At 65.1% G+C, this 18,990-nt stretch carries 15 protein-coding genes; 7 read left to right on the top strand and 8 right to left on the bottom strand.

What is annotated here, in order from left to right:
- Positions 1-157: 157 nt before the first annotated feature.
- Entirely contained in the window at positions 158-3,337 is a 3,180-nt protein-coding gene (locus F8237_RS05415; RefSeq protein WP_151642756.1) for an efflux RND transporter permease subunit, read from the top strand.
- Positions 3,324-4,526, top strand: a complete 1,203-nt coding sequence (locus F8237_RS05410) for an efflux RND transporter periplasmic adaptor subunit (RefSeq protein WP_151642755.1) — start codon at positions 3,324-3,326, stop codon at positions 4,524-4,526. Before F8237_RS05415 ends, F8237_RS05410 begins: the two co-directional genes overlap by 14 nt.
- A 73-nt stretch (positions 4,527-4,599) precedes the next feature.
- On the opposite strand, the gene F8237_RS05405 is transcribed toward F8237_RS05410, so the two are convergent.
- Positions 4,600-6,108, bottom strand: coding sequence for an acetyl-CoA acetyltransferase (locus F8237_RS05405; protein ID WP_151642754.1), 1,509 nt, complete (start codon positions 6,106-6,108; stop codon positions 4,600-4,602).
- Positions 6,109-6,296: 188 nt separating this feature from the next.
- Positions 6,297-7,427 (bottom strand): nitronate monooxygenase, encoded by a 1,131-nt coding sequence (locus F8237_RS05400; protein WP_151642753.1) that lies wholly within the window; start codon positions 7,425-7,427, stop codon positions 6,297-6,299.
- Positions 7,428-7,707: 280 nt separating this feature from the next.
- Here F8237_RS05400 and yghU point away from each other — a divergent pair, with 280 nt between their 5' ends.
- Complete coding sequence (gene yghU, locus F8237_RS05395; RefSeq protein ID WP_151642752.1) at positions 7,708-8,580, top strand: glutathione-dependent disulfide-bond oxidoreductase; 873 nt, start codon at positions 7,708-7,710, stop codon at positions 8,578-8,580.
- Positions 8,581-8,743: 163 nt separating this feature from the next.
- On the opposite strand, the gene F8237_RS05390 is transcribed toward yghU, so the two are convergent.
- The 4 genes from F8237_RS05390 to F8237_RS05375 form a co-directional block, all read right to left on the bottom strand.
- The gene (locus F8237_RS05390; RefSeq protein ID WP_151642751.1) at positions 8,744-9,361 is read right to left on the bottom strand and encodes a flavin reductase family protein; all 618 of its coding nucleotides are present in this window, start codon (positions 9,359-9,361) and stop codon (positions 8,744-8,746) included.
- A gap of 195 nt (positions 9,362-9,556) precedes the next feature.
- Complete coding sequence (locus F8237_RS05385) at positions 9,557-10,834, bottom strand: acyl-CoA dehydrogenase family protein (RefSeq protein ID WP_151642750.1); 1,278 nt, start codon at positions 10,832-10,834, stop codon at positions 9,557-9,559.
- A gap of 300 nt (positions 10,835-11,134) precedes the next feature.
- Positions 11,135-11,515 (bottom strand): VOC family protein, encoded by a 381-nt coding sequence (locus tag F8237_RS05380; RefSeq protein ID WP_015687542.1) that lies wholly within the window; start codon positions 11,513-11,515, stop codon positions 11,135-11,137.
- 131 nt (positions 11,516-11,646) lie between these two features.
- On the bottom strand, positions 11,647-12,426 hold the full coding sequence (locus tag F8237_RS05375; protein WP_151642749.1) for an SDR family NAD(P)-dependent oxidoreductase: 780 nt from the start codon (positions 12,424-12,426) through the stop codon (positions 11,647-11,649).
- Between the two features lie 190 nt (positions 12,427-12,616).
- On the opposite strand from F8237_RS05375, the gene F8237_RS05370 reads away from it, so the two are divergent.
- Genes F8237_RS05370 through F8237_RS05360 form a run of 3 tightly spaced genes read left to right on the top strand, consistent with a single transcriptional unit; the run spans position 12,617 to position 14,783 of the window.
- Positions 12,617-13,405 (top strand): enoyl-CoA hydratase/isomerase, encoded by a 789-nt coding sequence (locus F8237_RS05370; RefSeq protein WP_151642748.1) that lies wholly within the window; start codon positions 12,617-12,619, stop codon positions 13,403-13,405.
- 10 nt (positions 13,406-13,415) lie between these two features.
- A complete protein-coding gene (locus F8237_RS05365) occupies positions 13,416-14,402 on the top strand; it encodes a phosphotransferase family protein (protein ID WP_151642747.1) in 987 nt (328 codons plus the stop codon).
- A gap of 3 nt (positions 14,403-14,405) precedes the next feature.
- Positions 14,406-14,783 (top strand): DUF6285 domain-containing protein, encoded by a 378-nt coding sequence (locus tag F8237_RS05360; RefSeq protein ID WP_151642746.1) that lies wholly within the window; start codon positions 14,406-14,408, stop codon positions 14,781-14,783.
- A gap of 177 nt (positions 14,784-14,960) precedes the next feature.
- On the opposite strand, the gene F8237_RS05355 is transcribed toward F8237_RS05360, so the two are convergent.
- Entirely contained in the window at positions 14,961-15,740 is a 780-nt protein-coding gene (locus F8237_RS05355; RefSeq protein ID WP_151642745.1) for an enoyl-CoA hydratase-related protein, read from the bottom strand.
- Positions 15,741-15,951: 211 nt separating this feature from the next.
- Here F8237_RS05355 and F8237_RS05350 point away from each other — a divergent pair, with 211 nt between their 5' ends.
- A complete protein-coding gene (locus tag F8237_RS05350) occupies positions 15,952-17,226 on the top strand; it encodes an acyl-CoA dehydrogenase family protein (RefSeq protein ID WP_151642744.1) in 1,275 nt (424 codons plus the stop codon).
- A gap of 127 nt (positions 17,227-17,353) precedes the next feature.
- Here the strand turns inward: F8237_RS05350 and F8237_RS05345 are convergent, their stop codons facing one another.
- Positions 17,354-18,931 carry a fatty acid--CoA ligase gene (locus F8237_RS05345; RefSeq protein WP_151642743.1) on the bottom strand — a complete coding sequence of 526 codons (1,578 nt, stop codon included), beginning with the start codon at positions 18,929-18,931 and terminating at the stop codon, positions 17,354-17,356.
- Positions 18,932-18,990: the final 59 nt, after the last annotated feature.

The following is an 18,990-nucleotide window of genomic DNA, read 5'->3' as shown; positions in this document are numbered from 1 at the left end:
AAGCTGCATATCTGGAATGCGATTTCGCTGTGCGATAGCAGGGAAGTGACCACCTGTGACCCGCTGTCGTTGGCCATTTCAGCGGTGTTCGGGTAAGCAGTGAGGGAACCCGCGGGGGCGCGTCCGCGATCTCCTCAGATTTGGAATTGCCCGACGAATGATTGCTCTGGTTCGTATTGCCCTGAGCCGACCTTACACGTTTGTCGTGCTCGCGCTCCTGCTCCTGATCATCGGACCGCTGGCGGCGCTGCGAACGCCGACCGACATCTTTCCCGAGATCCGCATCCCCGTGATCGGCGTGGTCTGGCAGTACACCGGCCTGCCGCCGGACCAGATGTCCGGCCGCATCACGACGCCGTTCCAGCGCTCGCTGACGACGACGGTCAACGACATCGAGCACATCGTCGCCAACTCCTATAACGGCTTCGGTATCGTCAAGATCTTCTTCCAGCCGACCGTCGACATCCGCACCGCCAACGCCCAGGTCACCGCGATCTCGCAGACGCTGCTGAAGCAGCTGCCGCCCGGTGCGACGCCGCCCTTGATCCTGAACTACTCCGCCTCGACCGTGCCGATCATCCAGGTGGCGCTCTCCGGCGACGGGCTGACCGAGCAGAACCTCGCCGACATCGGCATCAACCAGCTCCGCACGCCGCTGGTCACCGTGCCCGGCGCGGCAATCCCGTATCCGTTCGGCGGCAAGCAGCGCCAGATCCAGATCGACCTCGACCCGACCGCGCTCCAGGCCCGCGGCCTGTCCGGCCAGGACGTCGCCAATGCGCTGGCCGCGCAGAACCTGATCACGCCGGTCGGCACCCAGAAGATCGGCATCTTCGAGTACAACATCCAGCTCAACAATTCGCCGCTCAAGATCGACGAGCTCGGCAATCTGCCGATCAAGACCGTCAACGGCGCGATGGTCTACGTGCGGGATGTCGCAACCGTCAGGGACGGCAATCCGCCCCAGACCAACATCGTCCATGTCGACGGCAACCGCTCGGTGCTGATGATGGTGCTGAAGGCGGGCGCGACCTCGACGCTCGACATCATCGCGGGCATCAAGCAGAAGGTGATCGACGTCAAGGATCAGATGCCCGAAGCGCTGAAGATCGGCTTCATCGGCGACCAGTCGGTGTTCGTCCGCGGCGCGATCCAGGGCGTCGCCTTCGAAGGCGTGATCGCCGCGCTGCTCACCAGCGTCATGATCCTGCTGTTCCTCGGCAGCTGGCGCTCGACCGTGATCATCGCGTTGTCGATCCCGCTCTCCGTGCTCGGCGCGATCATCATGCTCTCGGCGATCGGCGAGACGCTGAACATCATGACGCTCGGCGGCCTTGCGCTTGCGGTCGGCATCCTCGTCGACGACGCCACGGTCACCATCGAGAACATCAACTACCATCTGGAGCAGGGCAAGCCGGTCGAGCAGTCGATCCTCGACGGCGCCAACCAGATCGTGACGCCGGCCTTCGTCTCGCTGCTCTGCATCTGCATCGTGTTCGTGCCGATGTTCTTTCTCACCGGCGTCGCGCGCTTCCTGTTCGTGCCGATGGCGGAAGCGGTGATGTTCGCGATGATGTGGTCGTTCATCCTGTCGCGCACGCTGGTGCCGACCATCGCGAATTACCTCCTGCACCCGCATGTCCATCACGAAGGCGAGCCGCCGAAGTCGCGCAATCCGCTGGTCTGGTTCCAGCGCGGTTTCGAGAACCGGTTCGAACGCATTCGCGGCGGCTACCATGACTTCCTCGGGCTCGCGCTGGCGCACCGTGCGGTGTTCGTGATCGGATTCCTCTGCGTGGTCGGCGCGTCCTTCGCGCTGGTGCCGTTCCTGGGGCGCAACTTCTTCCCCGCGGTGGATGCCGGCAACATCCTGATGCATGTCCGCACCCAGGTCGGCACCCGCGTCGAGGAGACCGCCAACCAGCTCGCCGATGTGCAGAAGGCGGTCCGCAAGCTGATCCCGGGCGAGATCGACACGCTGACCGACAACATCGGCATGCCGGTCTCCGGCATCAACATGACCTACAACAACACCGGCGTGATCGGCCCGCAGGACGGCGACATCCAGATCAAGCTCAGGGAAGGTCACAAGCCGACCGAAGAGCACGTGAAGGTGCTGCGTGAACAGCTGCCCCGCCTGTTCCCGGGTGTCAGCTTTTCCTTCCTGCCGGCTGACATCGTCAGCCAGATCCTGAATTTCGGCGCGCCGGCGCCGATCGACCTGCAAATCCGCGGCGCCAATATCAGCGGCAACTTTGCCTACGCCAACAATCTGCTGGCCAGGGTCCGCAAGATTCCCGGCGTCGCCGATGCGCGCATCCAGCAGTCGCCGAACAATCCGACCTTCAACATCGATGTCGACCGTACCCGTGCGCAATATGTCGGCCTGACCGAGCGCGACGTCACCAACAGCCTCGTGGTCAATCTCGCCGGCTCCTCGCAGGTGGCGCCGACCTACTATCTCAACCCTGAAAACGGCGTGTCGTACTCGATCGTGATGCAGACGCCGCAATACCAGATCGATTCCCTCAGCGCGCTTCAGACGCTGCCGATCACGGCGACCGGCAATTCGCAGTCGCCGATCCTCGGGGGCATCGCCGACATCAAGCGATCCACGTCGAGCGCGGTGGTGTCGCAATACGACATTCAGACGCTGGTGCAGATCTTTGCGACGACGTCGGGCCGCGATCTCGGCGCGGTGGCAAACGATATCCGTCAGGTGATCGCCGACACCGCCAAGGACGTGCCGAAGGGCTCTTCCGTTGCGCTGCTCGGTCAGGTGCAGACCATGAACAGCGCCTTCACCGGCCTGTTGTTCGGCCTGCTCGGTGCTGTCGTGCTGATCTATTTGCTGATCGTCGTGAACTTCCAGTCCTGGTCGGATCCGTTCGTGATCATCACCGCGCTGCCGGCAGCGCTCGCCGGCATCGTCTGGATGCTGTTCACGACCCAGACCACGCTGTCGGTCCCGGCACTGACCGGCGCCATCATGTGCATGGGCGTCGCCACCGCCAACAGCGTGCTCGTGATCTCGTTCGCCCGCGAGCGCTACGAGGAGCTCGGCGATCCCGTCGCGGCCGCGCTCGAAGCCGGCTTCGTCCGGTTCCGCCCGGTGCTGATGACCGCGCTCGCCATGATCATCGGCATGGCGCCGATGGCGCTGGGGCTGGGCGAGGGCGGCGAGCAGAACGCGCCGCTTGGCCGCGCCGTGATCGGCGGCCTGATCTTTGCAACCTTCGCCACGCTGATGTTTGTTCCCGTGGTGTTCAGTATGGTACACAAGAAACAAGGCGCCAAAGCCGCCGCCCCATTGGAGTCTCCGCATGTCGCCCACTGAACCCCGCTCCCCGGTGTCGCACCGGAAACTGGGCATCTTCGGCGTGGTGGCGCTGATCGCGGCAGGCCTCATCGTCGGCACCGGCATTCGCGCTCGCGAGGAGCAGGGCTCCAGGCTGAAGGAATGGACCGACGACCAGGCGGTTCCCAGCGTCGCGGTGGCTCTGCCCAACGCCAAGACCCGCAATGCCACTATCGATCTGCCGGGCCGGCTCGAAGCCTATTACCGCGCCCCGATCTTCGCGCGCGTCTCCGGCTACCTGAAGAGCTGGAGCGCCGACATCGGCGCCCGCGTCAAGGCGGGGCAGGTGATCGCCGAGATCGAGGCGCCGGACCTCGACCAGCAGCTCCTGCAGGCCCGCGCCGACCTCGCCAGTCAGCAGGCCAGCGCCAGGCTGTCGGAAGCCACGCTGAACCGACGCAAGACGCTTGTCGCCTCGAATTTCGTCTCGGCGCAGGAGATCGACGAGCGCACCGCGGACCTCTCCAACAAGAACGCCGCGGTTCATTCAGGCCAGGCCAATGTCGAGCGGCTGGAAGCGCTGGCCGGCTACAAGAAGATCTCGGTGCCGTTCGACGGCGTGGTGACGGCGCGCGATACCGACGTCGGTGCGCTGATCAACGCGGGCGGCGGCTCGGGCCCGGCGATGTTCGTGGTCTCCGACATCACCAAGCTGCGCGTCTACGTCAACGTGCCCCAGAACTACGTGCCGGCGATCAAGATCGGTGCCAAGGCCACGATGGTGATGCCGGAATACCCGAACCGGACATTCCAGGCTACGGTGGAGGCGTCCTCGCAGGCCGTCGACGTCGCCTCGGGCACGACGCGCATGCAGCTCGGGCTCGACAATTCGAGCGGCGAGCTGATGCCCGGCGGCTACGCCAGCGTGAAGCTCAGTTTGCAGCGCGACAGCGCGCCGCTCAGCATTCCCGCCAGCGCCCTGATTTTCAACGGCAGCGGCCTGCGCGTCGCCACCGTCGGCCCGGACGACAAGGTGCTGTTCAAGCCCGTGACCATCGCCCGCGATCTCGGCCGCGAGATCGAGCTTGCTTCGGGCATTGCAGCGGATGATCGTGTCATCACCGCTCCGCCGGATGGCCTCTCAGACGGTGATGCCGTTCGCGTGGTTGGCGCCGGCGCCAAGAGCAAGCCGGCCACCGCGTCGGAAAAACAGGCGCCGAAGAGTTAAAGGCGGTCGTCTTGTGCCCCGGCTCTGCGGAGCGGCATTGCATGCCGCACCGCGTCCGGGACACGAGGGCTGACTAAGCCACCCGCCACTCCGGCACGCCATCCGCGGCCATCATGATCTCGCCGAGCGAACCCACCGGCGTGCGGTCCATGTTGAGCAGGTGTGCCAATGTCGCGCTGTCACTCGCTGGAATCCGCGCCAGCGTGCGCCGGTCGTCTTGCGTCCGCAGCATGACCACGCCGTGCTCGACATCGCCGCTACGGCCGTACAGCACGGTAAAGCTCTCGACCTTGCCCGTGCCGCTCGGCTCCGTCACGAACTCCGGCACCGCTCGCTTGTTGCGATCAGCTTCAGCCTGCACGCTGGTCTCCTGTGCCAGCGCCTCGCGCGGCGAGCTCTTCGACACCACCAGGGCATGGTGCTTGGTGACGAACCCGCCTTGTCCGTAGAGCAGGCCGAGCCTTGCGCCATCGCGCACGCGGCGCACCATCGCGCAGGCCGCATGCGTCATGTAGGTGTTGAGCGGCGCGCCGAAGAAGGTGAGGCCGCCGGTCACGGTCGGTTGTACGTCGGCGCCGAGGCCCAGCGTCCGCCGCGCCATCTTCGGCACGCAGGGGAAACAGCTGTAGAGCTCGATCGCATCGAACTTCCCGCCGTCGCCGCCAGCGAGGTCCATCACGGCGTTCAGCACGGCGTTCTGCGGATGGCTCTCGTAGAACTGGTCGCGCAACAGATAGTCGCGCGGCTCTTCCGCGGAGGCTCCGCCGAGCGGGTAGACCAGTTTGTCCTCCGGAATCCCGGCCGCTCGCGCCTTGGCGAGGCTGGTGAGCAGCAGCGCGCCGCCCATGTTGACGCTGGGATTGGCGACCATGAGCTTGTTGTACGGCCAGGCGATCAGGCGGTTGTCCGCCGTTGGCGTCGTGATCTCGTCCGGCGCATAGCGCCGCTTCAACCAGGCGTTGGGATTTTGCGCGGCGGCCTCGGAGTATCGCGACCACAGCGTACCGGACTCCGCCATCGCCTCGCGTGGTGTTTGTCCCCAATGCGCGGAGGAGGCCGCCTCGTAGAACGGATAGACCGTGACGGGGCGAAACACGCCGAGCGTCACCGCCAGCGGTTTCTGGAACGCCGCGCCGCGCTTCGGCTCCTCGACGTCATGGGCGAACGGCGTCCATGGCAGCTTCGCGCCGGCGCGCTCGGCCTTGGTCGCGGTCGATTGCGCTTCCGCGCCGCAGACCGCCGCGACGCTGCATTCGCCGCGCGCGATGCGCTTGGCGGCCTCGTGGATGAAGCGGATCGGGCTCTCGCCCCCGACCGGCCCGTAATAGCAATGCGCGGGCGTGATGCCGAGGCGTTGCGCCAGCAGCTTCTCGGGATCACGATAGCGCCAGCTCAGGAAATTGACGACGTCGAGCGACTGCACCTCGCCGAGCAGCTTTGCGCCCGCATCCGCTTCGGCGCGCCGCAGCGCCTGTTCGAGCAGGTCGAGCGGCTCGAGGCCCTCGGTGATCTCCTTGGGGCGGTCGACGATCTCGCCGATGCCGACGATGACGGGGATGCGGTCTTCGGGGATGCTGGTCATGTTTTCTTGTTTCACGTTTGAGATCTTGGCACGCCGTCGTCCTTCGAGGCCTTCGCTACGCTACGGCACCTCAGGATGACGGCTACGGGGGAGGCGTCATTCTGAGGTGCTCGTTCAGCGGCGCATCGCGCCGATGAGCGAGCCTCGAAGGATGGGCCACGGGCACGACTTCGGCCACGGGGCAGTTGCTACTCCACCAGCGCATTCATGTGCTCGACGGCTTCGGCAAAGTCTTCCTTGAACTCCTGCACCACGGCGCCGGCGGACTTCACGCTGTCGATCAACCCGACGCCCTGGCCGACGAAATAGCTGACGAGGTCGCGTGCCCGCGCGTTGCCGCCTGCCGCCGCACGATCGATCGCGTTGAAGGCGTCGCGGCTGATGATGCTCTGCAGCGGCATCGGCAGCGAACCCGGACTCTCCGGCGCGCGGTCCCAGGCATCGGTCCAGACCGAGCGGAGCTGCCGGGCCGGCTTTCCGGTGCGGCCCTTCGAGCGGATCGCATCGCGCGAAGACGCGGCGATCATCTTCTCGCGGAATATCTCGGTGGTCTCGGCCTCGACGGTGGCAAGCCACACCGAGCCGGTCCAGGCGCCGGCCGCGCCCATCGCCATGCAGGCCGCCATCTGCCGCCCTGTCATGATCCCGCCCGCAGCCAGCACCGGCACGTCGCGGATCGGCTTGATCGCCTTGATCACCTCCGGCACCAGCACCAGGGTCGAGACCTCGCCGCAATGGCCGCCGGCTTCGGTGCCCTGCACCACGAGGATGTCGACGCCGGCCGCGACCTGGCGCAGCGCATGCTCCTTGGCGCCGACGAGCGCCGCGACCGGCACGCCATGCTTCTTGCCCATCTCGATCATCGCTTTCGGCGGTACGCCGAGCGCATTGGCGATCAGGCGGATCGGATGATTGAAGGAGACTTCGAGCAATGCCAGCGCCGTCTTCGCGTCGAACGGCTGCGGCTGGTTGTCGGCCACATCAGTCGTGGTCAGCTCGATGTCGTATTTCTTCAGGAGATCGCGCGTGTACCTGCGATGCTCTTGCGGCACCCGGGCTTCCAGGCTCTTCCAGGTGACGTCCTTCTCGCCCGCGGTCGAGATGTTTTCGGGGATCAGCACGTCGATGCCGTAGGGCTTGCCGTCGACATGCGCGTCGATCCATTTCAGCTCGCGTTCGAGCGTGTCGGGCGTGTGCACGGTCGCGCCGAGCACGCCAAAACCGCCGGCGCGGCTGACGGCGGCAACCACGTCGCGGCAATGGCTGAAGGCGAGCAGCGGGAACTCGATTCCCAGCATGTCGCAGATCGGCGATTTCATGGCTCTCTCCCGGCGGCCTTCGCGTTGTTTTGCCTTGCGAGCGCGTTCGACGCCAGCCCCTCATAGGTCTGCGATGCCACGCCGGATTTGGGCGAGTATCTTGCGCGCAGGCGTTGCGTCCTGGACGGACCATGGGGTGATCATTAGCGGCGCAGGCTGCTAGCAAGCTGGACGCATGACGCGGCCTTGAGGCCCGCGCCGGACGCAGGGCCGGCAGGGCTTGCCATCCGCCGTTCGCGAGCTAATTAATGCAGGCGCATCTTTCCGCCGGAGCCCCCGCATGACCGACGCCCCCTACGTGCCGCCCAAAGTCTGGACCTGGACCAAGGAGAACGGCGGGCAGTTCGCCAGCATCAACCGCCCCATCGCCGGCGCGACGCACGACAAGGAGCTGCCCATCGGCAAGCATCCGCTGCAGCTCTATTCGCTGGCGACGCCGAACGGGGTGAAGGTCACCGTGATGCTGGAGGAGCTCTTGGCGCTCGGTCACAAGGGCGCCGAATACGACGCCTGGCTGATCAAGATCGGCAACGGCGACCAGTTCGGCAGCGGTTTCGTCGACATCAACCCCAACTCGAAGATCCCGGCGCTGATGGACCGCTCGGGCCCGGAGCCGATCCGGGTGTTCGAGTCCGGCTCGATCCTGTTCTATCTCGCCGAGAAGTTCGGCGCCTTCCTTCCGAAGGAGATCAAGGCCCGCACCGAGGCGATGTCGTGGCTGTTCTGGCAGATGGGCAGCGCGCCTTATCTCGGCGGCGGCTTCGGCCATTTCTACGCCTACGCGCCGTTCAAGATCGAATACGCCATCGACCGCTTTGCGATGGAGGTCAAGCGCCAGCTCGATGTGCTCGACCGGCGCCTCGCCGACAACGAATACCTCGCGGGCAAGGACTACACCATCGCCGATATCGCGGTGTGGCCCTGGTACGGCGCGCTCGCCAAGGGGCTGGTCTACGGCGCCGGCGAATTCCTGTCGGTGCAGGACTACAAGAACGTGCAGCGCTGGACCGACCAGATCGCGCAGCGCCCCGCCGTGAAGCGCGGCCGCATGGTCAATCGCGTCTCCGGCGATCCCGCCAGCCAATTGCACGAACGCCACGACGCATCCGATTTCGAGACGAAGACCCAGGACAAGGTCGCGCCGGCGACGTAGTTGGTGCGCTCCCTCGCCCCGCTTGCGGGGAGAGGGTTGGGGTGAGGGGGAGTCTCCGCAAGGACGGTGAGAGTTTGGTTTGCGGAGAGTCCCCCTCACCCGGATTGCTTCGCAATCCGACCTCTCCCCGCAAGCGGGGCGAGGTAAGGGAAGCGCCCACGCCCTACTTCCCCTTCACACCCTCGGCCGCCGGAAACACCACGCGGTCGTCCGTGCGGCAATAGCGGTCGGCGAACATGCGCCCGATCGGGTGATAGCGATCCATGTGCACCCGCATCGCCTGGTGGTCCCAGAGTTCGTCGCGGATGTAGAAGTGCAGGCCTTCGCCCATGATCAGGCGGCGATCGTCGTTGACGTCGATCATCTTCCAGAGCTTGCACTCCATCGCCCACGGCGTGTCGGCCAGCCGCGGCACTGCGACCGTCTTCGACGCCGCGAGCTTCAGCCCGAGATAGTCGGGCTCGCCGATGTCAGGGGGAAAATCGCCGCTGCTCTCGTGCATGGCTCTCGCCAGCGGCTCGTCGGCGATGTTGACCACGAATTCGCCGGTCCGCTGGATGTTGAGGAACGTGTCCTTGTCCCGGCCATCAGGCTTGCGGTTCGCCGCGAACATGCACAGCGGCGGATCCTCGCAGAAGGCGTTGAAGAAGCTGAACGGCGCGGCGTTGACCACGCCGGTCGGCCCGACCGTCGTCACCCACGCGATCGGCCGCGGCAGGATGAAGGACGTCAGCACCTTGTAGCGCTCGCGTGGCGTCAGCTCGCTGGCGGCGTAGTCCATGGGGGCTCCGTTGCTTTCTTCGCCTCTCCCCGCTTGCGGGGAGAGGCCGACGCGCGCCGAGCGATGCGAAGCATCGCCCGAGCGCGGCGGGTGAGGGGGACTCTCCACGAGTCCGTCTCATACTGAATTCGTTGAAGCAGCCCCTCACCCCAACCCCTCCCCGTAAGAGCGGGGAGAGGGAGAGGAGAGAGTCTCTTAAGCCATGCTCAGCTCATGCCGTCCCACCACCATCCAGTGCACCTCGTCCGGACCATCCGCGAAGCGCAGATGGCGCACGTCCTGATACATTTCGGCGAGCGGGGTCCAGTGCGAGATGCCGGTGGCGCCGTGCATCTGGATCGACTGGTCGATGATCTTGCAGGCGCGCTCGGGCACCATGGCCTTGACCATGGAGACCCAGACGCGGGCCTCCTTGTTGCCGAGCACGTCCATGGCCTTGGCGGCCTTCAGCACCATCAGCCGCATCGCCTCGATCTCGCAGCGCGCCTGCGCGATGATCTGCATGTTGCCGCCGAGATGGGCAATCTTCTTGCCGAAGGCCTCGCGGGTGAGGCCACGCTGCACCATCAGGTCGAGCGCCTTCTCGGCCTTGCCGATCGTGCGCATGCAGTGATGGATGCGGCCGGGTCCGAGGCGGAGCTGCGAGATCTCGAAGCCGCGGCCTTCGCCGAGCAGCATGTTCTCCTTCGGCACGCGCACGTTGTTGAAGCGCATGTGCATGTGGCCGCGCGGCGCGTGGTCCTGGCCGAACACGTACATGGGCCCGAGCACCTCGACGCCGGGCGTGTCGCGCGGCACCAGGATCTGCGACTGCTGCTTGCTCGGCGCCGCATCCGGACTGGTCTTCACCATCACGATGAGGATCTTGCAGCGGGGATCGCCGACGCCGGAGATGTAGTATTTCTCGCCGTTGATGACCCACTCGTCGCCAACGAGCTTGGCGGTCGTCGAGATGTTCTTGGCATCTGAAGAAGCGACGTTCGGCTCCGTCATGACATAGGCCGAGCGGATCTCGCCGTTCATCAGCGGCTTCAGCCACTTCTCCTTCTGCTCCTTGGTGCCGACGCGCTCCAGCACTTCCATGTTGCCGGTGTCGGGCGCCGAGCAGTTCATGGTCTCGGAGGCCAGCGGGCTCTTACCGAGCTCGGAGGCGATATAGGCGTAATCGAGGTTCTTCAGGCCCTGGCCGGTGTCGTCATCGGGCAGGAAGAAGTTCCAGAGGCCTTCCTTCTTCGCCTTGTTCTTGGCGACCTCGAGCACCTCCAGCTGCTTCGGCGTGAAGCTCCAGCGATCCTGCTTGCCTTCGCCCGCCTTGGCGAACTCGATCGACATCGGCTCGACAGTGTCGCGGATGAACTTCCTGACGTGATCGTAGAGCGGCCGGACCTGGTCCGACATGCGCAGGTCGTTGAGCTCGTCGCCGGGATTGAGGGTGTAGTTGGTGGTGCGGGGTATGTAGGCGTGTTTTGTCATTGTTCCTCCCGGGGTCACTGAGATCGCGTTGGACGAAAGAATAGTCGCAGCGCGGCCAAAGCGCGAGCGCGCATTTCACGCGAGCCGTTCTTCACGTGAACCATGCCACGCGATGGAATATCGCGGGGGCGTTTGAAATGTTGTTTGAATGGTGAGGCGGGCAGGCGCGGGCCGCACCCACCGTTGTCATCGCCCGGCTTGACCGGGCGATCCAGTACTCCGTGACGTCAGCGATTCACGGAGAAGCCGCTGCGTACTGGATTCCCCGCCTTCGCGGGGAATGACAGCGTCCTGCAGCAATCAGTTCGGCATCCGGTGCATCGCGCAAATCTTGTTGCCGTCGAGGTCGCGCAAATAGGCGAGATAGAGCTTGCCGCCCGGGCCCTGACGCACGCCGGGGGGATCCTCGATCGACGCGCCGCCGGCGGCGAGGCCGGCTGCGTGCCAGGCATCGACCTGCTCGGGCGAAGCGCAGGCAAAGCCGATGGTGCCGCCGTTGGCGCAGGTCGCGGGCTCGCCGTTGATCGGCTTCGACACCGAGAATACGCCGGTCTTGGTGATGTAGAAGATGCGGTGCCCGTCGACCCTGGCGGGCCGCACCTCGAGGGTGCTGAGCAGATTGTCGTAGAAAGCCTTGGCCTTGTCGAGGTCGTTGGTGCCGATCATGATGTGTGAAAACATTTGCACATTCCCTTCTGCGCTGACAAAACGAGAAGCCGTAGGGTGGGCAAAGCGCAGCGTGCCCACCACGACAATCTAAAATGCTGATGGTGGGCACGCCGCAAGTGCGGCTTTGCCCACCCTACAAGAAATCAAAACGCGGTATATCCGCCGTCGATCACGAACGTATCCGCCGTGTGATACGATGACGCCTTGCTCATCAGGTACACCGCGATGCCGCCGAAATCGCTGGCCTCGCCGAAGCGCCGCATCGGAATCCGCGGCATGACGTTGGCGACGAACTTCTCGTTGGCCATGATGCCGGCGGTCATGTCGCTCTTGATCCAGCCGGGCAGGATCGCATTCGCGGTGACGCCGTGGCGCGCCAGCTCGACGCCCAGCGCGCGCACCAGCGCGTTGATGGCGGCCTTGGTCGCAGCATAATGCTCGTTGCGCGCGGTGCCGAAGATCGAGGCGAGGCTGGAGGTCGCAACCAGCCGGCCGAAGGGATCGCCGGCATTGGCGCGGTCGGTCATGTGCTTTGCCGCCGCCTGGAATGCATGGAACACGCCGTCGAGGTTGGTCGCAAACATCGTGCGCCATTCCTCTTCGGTGCGCTCGATGAAGGAGCGCCGACCGCCGCCGCCGATGCCGGCATTGGCAAAGCACCCGTCGACCCGGCCGAATGTATCGAGCGTGGCCTTCATCGCGGCATTGACCGAGGCGGGATCAGTGACGTCGCAGATGCGGCTGTCGACCTTGCCTGATAGCCCCGCCATGCTCGCGGCAGCAGCCTTGTTCTTGTCAGCATTGCGGCCCCAGATCGAGACGTTGCAGCCCTGGGCGGCAAGCGCCTGTGCGATGCCGAGCCCGATACCGCCATTGCCGCCGGTGATCACGGCCACGCGGCCGGAGAGGTCGAAGATGCTCATGGGGCGTTTCCTGTTTTTGGCGATGTTTCTTAGGTCTGCACGCGCCAGCCTGTGCGCGCAAGATTGTGCGATACGACGACAAGGTATGTTCGGACCACCATGGACAAGGCCGCGACAAAAATCAAATATGCGCCGGACAAAACCAATTCCGGCCTGCGAAACATCGCCGCCCGCAACTGACGAGGAAACCATGCAGTTCAAACACGTCACGCTCGATTTCGATGGTTCGGTCGCGATCCTCAAGCTCGACCATCAGGAGGTGATGAACGCGGTGTCCGTGGACATGCTGGGTGGTCTCTCCGACGCGCTCGATGCGATCGAGGAGAAGAAGGACGAGGTGCGCTGCGTCGTGCTGACCGGTGCGGGGCGGGCGTTCTGCACCGGCGCCAACCTGCAGGGCCGCAACAACCAGTCGAAGAAGACCAAGGCCGGCATGACGCTCGAGACCGGCTTCCATCCGTTCCTGCGCCGCATCCGCAACCTGCATTGTCCGATCGTGACCGCGGTGAACGGCCCGGCCGCAGGCGCCGGCATGAGCTTCGCGCTGCTCGGCGATATCATCTTGTGCGCGCGATCGTCTTATTTTCTGCAAGCGTTCCGCCGCATCGGCCTCGTGCCGGATTGCGGCTCGACCTGGCTGCTGCCGCGCCTGATCGGCAAGGCGCGCTCGGTCGAATTGTCGCTGCTGGGCGAGCGCCTGCCGGCGGAGAAGGCGCTGGAATGGGGGCTCGTCAACCGCGTCCATGACGACGGCGTGCTGATGGAGGAGGCGATGAAGCTCGCGCGCGACCTCGCCAGCGGCCCGACCGTGGCGCTGTCGCTGATCCGCAAGCTGTATTGGGACAGCCCGGAAAACTCCTTCGAGGATCAGCTCAATCTCGAATTCCAGTGCCAGCTGCGCGCCGGCGACACGGAGGATTTCCGTGAAGGCGTCGGTGCCTTCCTGGAGAAGCGTCCGGCCAAGTTCAACGGCAAATGATCAAAGGCAAATGATCGAGGCCGAACTTTCCCGCAGCGTTCAGCGCTGGTGCCCGAGCGCGACCGGCGTCACCGGCGCGGCAAAGCTGTCGGGCGGCGCCAGTCAGGAGACGTGGCGTTTCGACATCGTGCATACCGATGGGCCCATCGGCGCGATCCTGCGCCGCTCGCCGAAGGGCTATGGCGCAGCGCCGACCCGCGCGGCGGGTCTTGCCGCCGAAGCGCAGCTGATGCAGCTCGCCTACGAGGCGGGCGTGCCGTCGCCGCGCGTGATGCATGTGCTGACGCCGGATGAGCAGCTCGGCACCGGCTTCATCATGCAGCGGGTCGAAGGCGAGACCATCGCGCGCAAGATTCTGCGCGATGACGAATACGCGGCGGCGCGGCCGCATCTCGCGCGGCAGATCGGCGGCGTGCTCGCCGGCCTGCACAAGTTGCCGCAGGACAAATTGCCCGAACTGCGCAGCCGCGGCGCGACGCAGGAGATTGACGAGTTCGAGCGCGACTATCGCAGCCTGAACTGGCCCAAGCCCGTATTCGAGCTGGCGCTGCGCTGGCTGCGCGACCACGATCCCGGCCCCTCGGCCGAGACGACGCTGGTGCACGGCGATTTCCGCAACGGCAATCTCATCATCGGCGCTGACGGCGTCCGCGCCGTGCTGGACTGGGAGCTCGCCCATCTCGGCGACCCCATGGAGGATCTCGGCTGGGTCTGCGTCAACTCCTGGCGCTTTGGCGAGATCGACAAGCCGGTCGGCGGTTTTGGGTCACGCGAGGAGCTGTTCGCGGGTTACGAGGCTGCGGGGCGCAAATGCGATCCGGCGCGGGTCAAGTTCTGGGAAGTGATGGGGACGCTGCGCTGGGGCATCATGTGCGGCGGCATGATGCAGCGGTTCCGCGAAGGTCCGGATCATTCCATGGAGCGCGCCATGATCGGCCGCCGCGCCTCCGAGACCGAGATCGATCTGTTGCGGCTGCTGGCGCCGCGCGGGAGTTGAGACATGCAGGACGAACCGACCCCGATCGAGCTGACCAAGGCGGTGGCCGATTTCCTCCGCAACGACATCACCCCGCTGATCTCCGGCCACCAGGCCTTCAAGCTGCGTGTCGCGATCAACATCCTCGATCTCGTCACGCGGCAGCTGACGCGGGAGGAGGGGAGCGACGCCGCCGAAGTGGAGCGCTTGCGCGCGCTGCTCGGCATGGATGGCTCGGTGACTGACCTCAACCGCGCGCTCGCCGAGCGCATCGCCAAGGGCGAGGTTGATCTGTCAACGCCCGGGCTTGCGGAGCATCTATGGGCGACCACGATGGACAAGCTCGCCGTCGATCAGCCGAACTACGCGTCCTACAAGCGGGAGCAGGGGCGAGGCGGGTAGGCGTGCCTCCATACTCGGTGTCATCGCCCGCCTTGTGCGCACTTGCGCACTGGGGCGGGCGATCCAGTATTCCAGAGACGGCGGTGATTGAACCGCGAAGCCGCGGCGTACTGGATGCCCCGGTCAAGCCGGGGCATGACAGCGGTGGTTTGACTGCATGTCTCCGCGGAAAGCGCCCTACTTCCCCACCCATTTCGGCGGCCGCTTCTCCGAGAACGCCTTCGGCCCCTCGATGTAATCCTGCGAGGCCACCATCGCCTTCACCGCCGGGTATTCGCGCTGTTCCTCGATCGCCTGCTCCAGCGAGACGCCAAGCCCCTTCCGGATGGTCTGTATCGAGGCCCGGATCGACATCGGCGAGTTCTTGGTGATCATCTCGGCCCAGCGCAGCGCGCCTGATAGCGCCTCGCCCTGCGGCACCACTTCGTTGACGAAGCCGAGCTCGAAACCTTCCTTGGCGCCGACATGGCGCGCGGTGAGGATCATGCCCATCGCGCGCTTCAGCCCGATCTGCCGCGGCAGCCGATGCAGGCCGCCGGCAAGCGCCGCTAGACCGACGCGCGGCTCGGGCAGGGCGAAGGTCGCATTCTCCGACGCGATGATCAGGTCGCAGGCGAGCGCGATCTCGAAGCCGCCGCCCATGGCGACGCCGTTCACCGCGGCGATGATCGGCTTGTCGCAGTCGAACCGCGCCGTGAGGCCGGCAAAGCCGCCCTTGTCCCAGCCGCGCTTGCCGCCCGCCGCCTGCCACTTCAGATCGTTGCCGGCGCAGAACGCCTTGTCGCCGGCGCCGGTGACGATCGCAACCCACTGCTCGGGGTCGGCGGAGAAATCGTCGAACACTTTTTGCAGTTCGAAATGCGCATCGGTGTGCAGCGCGTTGTAGACCTCGGGCCGCGACAGCGTGACGATCGTGATCGGCCCCTTGCGTTCCACCTTTGAAAACTTCAGCTCCATCGCGCGCTCCGGCATTTTCTCGTGAAGGAATATTGGCGTCATACTAGCGCGAGCGAGCGCTGCGACACCATCGATTTGCGCGGGCACGCCTTGCGCCCCTTACACGCCTCGCCTTGCTTGACTTGTCCGCGCTCTTCTCACCTTAATCACGCGAAGCAGAAATGGGCCTAGCGCCTTAACGCAAAACGATAAAATCATCCGGGAGCGAACCGTGGATTTCTCACTGCCTGCCGATCTCGTCGCCTATCTCGGAGAGCTCGATCGTTTCATCGAACGCGAAATCAAGCCGCTGGAAGCGGCCGACGACAACATTCGATTCTTCGACCATCGCCGCGAATGGGCGCGCACCGATTTCGACAACGGCGGCCTGCCGCGTCACGAATGGGAGGTGCTGCTGCGCGAAGCAAAGGATCTCGCCGATGCGGCGGGCCATTTGCGCTTTGCCGTGGCCAAGCAATATGGCGGCCAGGACGGCTCCAACCTCTGGATGGCGGTGATCCGCGAGCATTTTGCCGCAAAGGGTCTCGGCCTGCACAACGATCTCCAGAATGAGCATTCCATCGTCGGCAATTTTCCCGTCGCGACCATGCTCGACCGCTACGGCCGCGACGACCAGAAGGCGATGATCGACGGCTCGATCAAGGGCAAGTACCGCATCACCTTTGGCCTCACGGAGCCCAATCACGGCTCGGACGCCACGCACATGGAGACGCGCGCGGTGCCGGCGACCCGCGACAACGTCAAGGGCTGGATCATCAACGGCGAAAAGATGTGGACCACCGGCATGCACGTCGCCACGCATTGCGCGCTGTTCGCGCGCACCAGCGGCAATGACGGCGACGCGCGCGGCATCACCTGCTTCCTGGTGCCGGCCAGGAGCCACGGCGTCAAGGTCGAGGAGTACATGTGGACCTTCAACATGCCGACCGACCATCCCCGCGTCAGCTTCACCGACGTGTTCGTGCCGGAAGACGCGCAGTTCGGCGAGGTCGGCCGTGGCCTGTCGCTGGCGCAGTGCTTCGTGCACCAGAACCGTATCCGCCAGGCGGCAAGCTCGCTCGGCGCCGCCGTCTACTGCATCAACGAAAGCGTCAAATACGCGCGCGAGCGAAAGCCGTTCGGCAAGGCGCTGGCCGAAAATCAGGCGATCCAGTTTCCGCTGGTGGAGCTCGCCACCCAGGCCGAGATGCTGCGCCTGCTGATCCGCAAGACCGCATGGGAGATGGACAAGCTCACCGAGGAGCAGATCGAGCGCACGCTCTCTGACCGCGTCTCGATGTGCAACTATTGGGCAAACCGCCTCTGCTGCGAATCCGCCGACCGCGCCATGCAGGTCCACGGCGGCATGGGCTATTCACGCCACAAGCCGTTCGAGCACATCTATCGGCATCACCGGAGGTATCGTATCACGGAAGGCAGCGAGGAGATACAGATCCGGAAAGTGGCGGGGTTCCTGTTCGGCTATATGGGGCCGGGGAAGCACTAGAACGCAATTTGTAGGGGGGTAGCTAAGAGTAACCCACCGACTTCGCCCCGCGCACGCGGAGGCATGGTGGGTTACGCCTAGCGGTTTGCGCTTCGCGCAATCCGCGGGGCTAACCCACCCTACGCGTTCAATTCACCCGTCTATCCTTCCCCGCCCAATACGGCTCGCGCAACTGTCGCCGCAGAATCTTGCCTGACGGATTTCTTGGCAGCGCCGGCAGGAACTCCACGCTCTTCGGCGTCTTGAACCCGGCGATGCGCTCGCGGGTGAAGTTGATGATGTCGGTGGCCGTCGCCTGCTTGCCCGGCTTCATCACCACCACGGCCTTCACCGCCTCGCCCCATTTCTCGTCGGGGATGCCGATCACGGCGGCCTCGGCGACATCAGGGTGATCGCACAGCGCGCTCTCGACCTCGGCGGGGTAGATGTTCTCGCCGCCGGAGATGATCATGTCCTTGATGCGGTCGTGGATGTAGAGATAGCCGTCCTCGTCGATGTAGCCGGCATCGCCGGTGCGCAGCCAGCCATCGCCGCGCAGCGTCGAGGCGGTCGCTTCAGGCAAATTCCAGTAGCCGGCCATGTTGGAGCCCGAGCGCGTCGCGATCTCGCCGACCTGTCGCGGCGGCAGCGGCTTGCCGTCAACGTCCAGGATCGCGATCTCGACGCCGGGCAGCGCCTTGCCGGCCGAGCGCATCCGCTCGAGGCCCTCGACGTGGTCCTCCGGCGGCAGCGCGACGATGGTGCCCGTGGTCTCGGTCATGCCGTACATCTGCACGAAGCCGCATTTGAAGACTTCGATGCATTCCTTCAGCAGCGCGGCTGGAATCGGCGAGGCGCCGTACAGCATGTATTTCAGTCGCGAAAAGTCGACCGTCCTGGCGCGTGGCTGCCGCACCACGAACTGCATCGCCGCCGGCACCATGAACAGCTTGGTGATGCCGGACTGTTCGAAGAAATCCAGCACCTTGGTCGGATCGAACTCGCGCGCGATGACGCCGCGAGCGCCGTGATAGAGCCCCATCACACCCCAGCCGGAGCCGCCGATATGGAAGATCGGCATCGCGACCAGCGACACGTCCTCGGTCGACCACCGGTTCCACTCCGGCTTGTCCGCGGCGTTACCGGTCTGCACGAGGTTGAGGAAGTTGGCGTGGCTCAGCATCGCGCCCTTCGGCTTGCCGGTGGTGCCGGAGGTGTAGAGCTGGATCGCGATGTCCTGGGTAGCGATCGGCACCTTCGGGTCGTCGCCGCTCTGCGCGTCGCGCCATGCCGTGAAATCCTGCCATTCCGGCGCACCGCCCTCGGTGGTGATGACGGTGCGCACGCCGGGCAACTGATCCTTGATCTGGCGCACCTGCGCAATGAATTCCGGCCCGACGAACAGCACCGGCGCCTTGCAGTCGCCCACGATGAAGGCGACCTCGGGCCCCGCGAGCCGCCAGTTCACCGGCGCCATCACCACGCCGGCCTTCATCGCGCCCATCAACAGCTCGAAATAGAGATCGCTGTTCTTGCCGAGATAGGCGATGCGCTCGCCCTTCTTCACGCCCATCGCGAGCAGCGCGTTCGCGACCTTGTTGGTCTTGATGTCGAACTCGGCAAAGCTGGTGACGCGGCCCTCGAATTCATAGGCGGTGGCGTTGCCGCGGCTCCTGGCGCGCTCGCGCACCATGTCGGCGAGGTTGGCCAATGGCTGTGTGGACATATCTCTCCCGTGACGTTTGTTTTTATGCCTGGGAGTGTGGCGTCATCCGCGGGTGAAGA

The sequence above is a fragment of the Bradyrhizobium betae genome (assembly GCF_008932115.1).
Classification (GTDB): domain Bacteria; phylum Pseudomonadota; class Alphaproteobacteria; order Rhizobiales; family Xanthobacteraceae; genus Bradyrhizobium; species Bradyrhizobium betae.
Note: the sequence above shows the minus strand (reverse complement) of the source record. Positions and strands in the feature narration are given on the sequence as shown.

Coding starts and splice junctions, on each gene's coding strand:
- F8237_RS05415 (WP_151642756.1), top strand. CDS start 158: ATGATTGCTCTGGTTCGTATTGCCCTGAGCCGACCTTACACGTTTGTC.
- F8237_RS05410 (WP_151642755.1), top strand. CDS start 3,324: ATGTCGCCCACTGAACCCCGCTCCCCGGTGTCGCACCGGAAACTGGGC.
- F8237_RS05405 (WP_151642754.1), bottom strand. CDS start 6,108: ATGACCAGCATCCCCGAAGACCGCATCCCCGTCATCGTCGGCATCGGC.
- F8237_RS05400 (WP_151642753.1), bottom strand. CDS start 7,427: ATGAAATCGCCGATCTGCGACATGCTGGGAATCGAGTTCCCGCTGCTC.
- yghU (WP_151642752.1), top strand. CDS start 7,708: ATGACCGACGCCCCCTACGTGCCGCCCAAAGTCTGGACCTGGACCAAG.
- F8237_RS05390 (WP_151642751.1), bottom strand. CDS start 9,361: ATGGACTACGCCGCCAGCGAGCTGACGCCACGCGAGCGCTACAAGGTG.
- F8237_RS05385 (WP_151642750.1), bottom strand. CDS start 10,834: ATGACAAAACACGCCTACATACCCCGCACCACCAACTACACCCTCAAT.
- F8237_RS05380 (WP_015687542.1), bottom strand. CDS start 11,515: ATGTTTTCACACATCATGATCGGCACCAACGACCTCGACAAGGCCAAG.
- F8237_RS05375 (WP_151642749.1), bottom strand. CDS start 12,426: ATGAGCATCTTCGACCTCTCCGGCCGCGTGGCCGTGATCACCGGCGGC.
- F8237_RS05370 (WP_151642748.1), top strand. CDS start 12,617: ATGCAGTTCAAACACGTCACGCTCGATTTCGATGGTTCGGTCGCGATC.
- F8237_RS05365 (WP_151642747.1), top strand. CDS start 13,416: ATGATCGAGGCCGAACTTTCCCGCAGCGTTCAGCGCTGGTGCCCGAGC.
- F8237_RS05360 (WP_151642746.1), top strand. CDS start 14,406: ATGCAGGACGAACCGACCCCGATCGAGCTGACCAAGGCGGTGGCCGAT.
- F8237_RS05355 (WP_151642745.1), bottom strand. CDS start 15,740: ATGGAGCTGAAGTTTTCAAAGGTGGAACGCAAGGGGCCGATCACGATC.
- F8237_RS05345 (WP_151642743.1), bottom strand. CDS start 18,931: ATGTCCACACAGCCATTGGCCAACCTCGCCGACATGGTGCGCGAGCGC.